Raw genomic sequence first — 4,841 nt, 5'->3', positions numbered from 1 at the left:
ACCCGGTGACGAAGGGGCCTCACCCCGCCCACGAGAAGCGAACGCGCCCTCACCCACCGGAGGACCGGCCGCACCACGACCCGGAGCGGACACATCACCGGCCCGAGGAGAGACGGCCTCACCACCCCGAGACGGAACAGCCGCACCACCGGCCCGAGAGGAAGCGGACCCTCCACCCGAAGACGGAACAGCCACACCACCCTCCCGAGAAGGAGCGGACCCTCCACCGGTCAAGGACGCGATGGTGGCCTCGGCGGCAGCCGCCGCAGCGCGGAACGCGGCGAGGGGATCGTCCGGGGCCGGGGCGGCGTTCCTCTCCTCGCCGGTGGCCGGCGGGTGGGAGGCGGAGGCATGGATGGACGTCGCGTCATCGTCGGGGCGGATGGCGCTGAAGGCGACCGTCTGTTCGCCGGGGGATTCGGCATCGTCCGGCGAGACGCCGCCGGGCGACTGCTGAGGGGGGCCGGCGAGGCCGTGGTCGCGCTCGCTCGGATGAGTGGGCTTGTTGGCAGCCGATTTCACGGTACCCGCTCCGCTCGAACCATCTCGACCTCCTGGCCGACCTTCACGACATCGCCGACGATCACGATCGCAGGTGGCCGAATCCCAGCCGCGGTCACGCGCTCCGCCACGGTGGAGAGCGTGGCGTAAAGAGCGCGTTGGGTGGGAAGAGTACCGTCCTGTACCACCATTACGGGAGTTTCTGGCGAACGTCCGTCGTGGATGAGGGTTTCGGCAATCGTTCCGATCCGTTCGACGGCCATCATGAGCACCAGGGTTCCGCCGGATCTCGCCAGATTCGGCCAGTCGACGGTGGATCGGGCGTCACCGGGCGGGACGTGCACGGAGATCACGTGGAACTCCTGGCTCACACCGCGGTGTGTCACCGGCACGTTGGCCGCGGCGGGCACCGCGACCGGGCTGGTGATCCCGGGGACGACGATGACCGGGATGCCCTCGCGGGCGCAGGCGAGCATCTCCTCGCCGCCCCGGCCGAAGACGAACGGGTCGCCTCCCTTGAGCCGGACCACGAACTTGCCCTGCTTCGCGTGCTCGATCAGCAGCTCGTTGATCTTCTCCTGGGCCATGAAGCGGCCATAGGGGATCTTCGCGGCGTCGATCAGCTCGACGTCCGGGGAGAGCTCGTCGAGCAGTGCCTGCGGGGCGAGGCGGTCGGCGATGACCACGTCGGCCTGGGCGAGCAGCTGCCGCCCGCGGACGGTGATCAGGCCGGGATCTCCGGGCCCTCCGCCGACCAGAGCGACGCCGACCGGCTTGGTGCGGTTGCGCCGGGCGTCGACCGTACCGTCGCGGAGCGCTCCGACGACGGCGTCCCTGATCCCGGCCGCCCGCCGGGGGTCGCCGCCGGCGGTGACCGCCACGCTGATCTCGTCCACCCGCCCGCTGGCGGGGGTCCAGGCCGCCGAGGCGTCCTTGTCGTCCGCGCGTACGCACCAGATCCGTTTGGCCTCGGCCTCGGCCGCCACCGCGGTGTTGACCGCTCGGTCGTCGGTGCAGGCCTGGACCAGCCAGGCACCGTCCACGTCACCGACCTGGTACGGCCTGGCCTCCCAGATCACGCGGCCGGTCGCGATGAGATCGTCGAGGGCATGCGTGACACTCGTCGAGACGATGGTGACCAGAGCACCGGCGTCAAGCAGCGCCGGGACCCGTCGCTGGGCGACGCGCCCTCCGCCCACGACGAGCACCCGCCGCCCGGAAAGGCGCAAACCGAGCAGGTAGGGCGACATGGTGACAGATCTCCCGTTCGCGATTAATTGCGGAGCATGGCGTGTTAAGAGGTAAACCTACCGGCTAATGGCCCGCCGTTTGCTGCCCCCTTGTTAACAGGGTAAAGAAGACGCTGACCATGATTCGGCAGCGAGGCCCGAGCCTTTCGCAGGTCAGGCCTCCTTGTCGGTGACTCCGGCGGAATCGAACGTCGCCACCTCGTGCATCACCCTGACGGCCGCGCAGACGAGCGGGTGGGCGAGCAGGCCGCCGGTGCCCTCCCCGAGCCGGAGTTCCAGCTCGACCAGGGGGCGCAGGCCGAGATGATCGAGCGCGGCGGCGTGTCCGGGCTCGGCCGAACGGTGTCCGGCCACGCAGTGGTCCACCACCGCGGGGGCCAGCGCGGCCGCCGCCAGCGCGGCCGCCCCCGCGATGACGCCGTCCAGGATGACCGGCACTCCGAGAGCCGCCCCGCCCAGGACGAATCCGGCGATCGCCGCGTGCTCCAGCCCGCCGACCGCCGCCAGGACCTCCAGCGGCGGCACCGCACGACCGTCCTCCGGCGTGCCTTCCACCCTTTCCGGAAGACCGCCCGAGAGGTCGCCCATGCCGACCGGCAGGCCGCCCGAGAGGTCGCCCGCGCTGACCGGCTGGCCGTCCGCGCCTTCCCGCCCGTTCGCCGGACCGGTCGCCGGCAGGCCCTCCCGCCTACCCGCCAGGCCGTTGACCCGCAGGGCCTGCCGGACCACCTCGATCTTGCGGGCCAGGGTCTCGTCGTCGACCCCGGTGCCCCTGCCGGTGACGGCGGCGGCGTCCTTGCCGGTGAACGCGCAGATCAGGGCGGCCGAGGCGGTGGTGTTGGCGATGCCCATGTCCCCGGTGACCAGACAGCGGGCGCCCTGATCCACCAGCTCGCGGGCCACCGCGATCCCGGCCTCCAGCGCCGCGACCACCTGTTCGGCGGTCATCGCCGGCCCGACGGACAGGTCGGCCGTGCCGTACGCGACCTTGCTGACGGTCAGGCCGGGGGCGGGGGGCAGGTCGGCGGCCACGCCGACGTCCACGACGGTCACCGAGGCGCCGACCTGGGCGGCGAAGGCGTTGGCGACCGCGCCGCCCGCGAGGAAGTTGCCGACCATCTGCACGGTGACCTCCTGCGGCCACGGGGTCACGCCCCGGGCGTGGACGCCGTGGTCGGCCGCGAAGATCGCCAGAGCCGCCGGGGTTGGGAGCGGCGGCGGGCTGACGGCCGCGGCTCCCGCGAGCCGTACGGCCACCTCCTCCAGCACGCCCAGAGCGCCCCGGGGCTTGGTCAGGCTGTCCTGGTGGGCCCTCGCCGCGGCGAGGGCAGCCGGGTCTGCGGGCCGGATCGCGGCGACGGTCTGCTCAAGGATGGTCATACCGTCTAGTGTCCCCCGGAAACGGGGTCTGCCGGGAGGATCACCAGGCGATGCCGCTGAGCGCCTCTTCGTAGCGTTCGATGACCACGTCGGCCAGGCCCTCGCAGTCGCCGATGACGTCGGCGCAGCGGACGTCGAGATCCGGGTGGCCCGCGGCGTAGGCCATGGCCTGCGCCCAGACGCGGTCCAGCACGCCGCCGGCGAACAGCAGGTAGGGCACGACGATCACGCGCTTGGCGCCGAGGCGGCGGCAGCGCTCGATGCCACCGGGGACGCCGGGCGGGGTGAGGGAGACGAAGGCGGTCTCCACGGTCATGTACTCGTGGGCGTGGGTCTCCCAGAACAGGCGGGAGACCCGGTGCACGTCGGCGTTGGAGGCGGGGCTGGTGGATCCGTCGCCGACCAGGACCACGGCGGTCTCGCCGATCTCGATGCGCTCGGGCTCGTCGTCGAACGGCCCGGCGGCGGCGGGGACCAGGCGGAGGCTGGCGACCTCGGCCGCGGCGTCGGCCAGACGCTCGGCGAGCAGTGCCAGGACGCGGGGGTCGGAACCCAGGGGGCGGCCGTAGTCACAGGTGAGCATGGGGTGCCGCTCCTGCTCGCGGGCCATCGCCGCGGGGATGTCGACGCCGATCCGCGTGTCCCCGGTCAGGCTCAGCGGGAGCGCCACCATGCGGTGGTGCCCGTGGGCGACCAGCGAGGCGATCGAGTCGCTGAGGCGTGGCCTCGCCTTGGAGATGTATCCGCCGGACACGGCGGCCGCCGTCTGGTCCAGGCGGCAGCGGAGCCGATGGACGAACCTGCCGAATTCAGCAGATCCGCTGTCATCGTGTGAGCCCTGCCCGATGAGCAGCAGCGGCGGCTTCATAGAAACAGGACTCCAATGACCTTGACCTGGGGATACGCAACAGCGACTCGCGAGGATATCCGATAACGCCACGACATGGACAGGTAACGGATCAGCAAAGTGGGCCGGAATGCGCGGGAGCGGGTACGGAAGCGGCGGGGCGGCATGGCCCACCAGATTCACCGCTCCCGCTCTTGACGGGGACGGCAGGGAACAGGTGATGCCATGTCGGCACGGGTCAGGACAGGTCGGTTCTGAGCAGGCCGAACACCACGACGTCATGCGGGCCGTCGTCCTCCAGCGCCGCGGCGCGCAGCACGCCCTCCCGGACGAACCCGGCCTTCTCCGCCACCCGCAGGGAGGCGGTGTTGTCGAGGTTGGCGCGGAGCTCGATCCGGCGGAGCGTGGTGCTCTCGAACAGCCGGCGGACCAGTCCGCGCACGGCTTCGGGAGCATAGCCACGTCCCCGGTGCATCGGATGGACGCCGTACCCGACCTCGGCGGTTCCGGCGCCCCACAGCGTCTTGAACAGGCTGATCGCGCCCACGACCAGCCCTTCGGCGTCCATCGCCAGGTGGACCCCCTGGCCGGAGCGGTGCAGCTCGTGCACGCCGTGGGCGAGCCACTGCGAGATACCGGACGGGTGACCGGGCGCGCCCGGCGGGAGGAAGGCGTGCCGCGCCGCGATCACCGCGCGGATCCGGTCGGCGTCGGACGGGGCGAAGGGACGGAGCGTGAGCCGTTCGGTCGTGACGGACAGATCAGGCGCTAACCCGGTCACGCGCTCTCCCTACCACGGGGATGGGTGGTTCACAGCTCACCCCAGAGGAGCACGTCTCCGCAAGCCCTGCCCAGCCCTGCCC

4 protein-coding genes are annotated in these 4,841 nt (G+C 71.8%); all 4 read right to left on the bottom strand.

What is annotated here, in order from left to right; all coding sequences use genetic code 11:
* Positions 1 to 518: 518 nt before the first annotated feature.
* Positions 519 to 1,751 carry a uroporphyrinogen-III C-methyltransferase gene (gene cobA / locus CA984_RS42545; protein ID WP_086578973.1) on the bottom strand — a complete coding sequence of 411 codons (1,233 nt, stop codon included), beginning with the start codon at positions 1,749 to 1,751 and terminating at the stop codon, positions 519 to 521.
* Positions 1,752 to 1,904: 153 nt separating this feature from the next.
* The gene (locus tag CA984_RS42540) at positions 1,905 to 3,131 is read right to left on the bottom strand and encodes a nicotinate-nucleotide--dimethylbenzimidazole phosphoribosyltransferase (protein ID WP_086578972.1); all 1,227 of its coding nucleotides are present in this window, start codon (positions 3,129 to 3,131) and stop codon (positions 1,905 to 1,907) included.
* A 40-nt stretch (positions 3,132 to 3,171) separates the two neighbouring features.
* Positions 3,172 to 3,999: a sirohydrochlorin chelatase gene (locus tag CA984_RS42535; protein ID WP_086578971.1), complete on the bottom strand. Its 828-nt coding sequence runs from the start codon at positions 3,997 to 3,999 to the stop codon at positions 3,172 to 3,174.
* Between the two features lie 217 nt (positions 4,000 to 4,216).
* Entirely contained in the window at positions 4,217 to 4,759 is a 543-nt protein-coding gene (locus CA984_RS42530; RefSeq protein ID WP_086578970.1) for a GNAT family N-acetyltransferase, read from the bottom strand.
* Between the last annotated feature and the right edge of the window lie 82 nt (positions 4,760 to 4,841).

Origin of the sequence: Streptosporangium minutum, assembly GCF_002149035.1 — a bacterium.
Lineage (GTDB): Bacteria > Actinomycetota > Actinomycetes > Streptosporangiales > Streptosporangiaceae > Streptosporangium > Streptosporangium minutum.
Note: the sequence above shows the minus strand (reverse complement) of the source record. Positions and strands in the feature narration are given on the sequence as shown.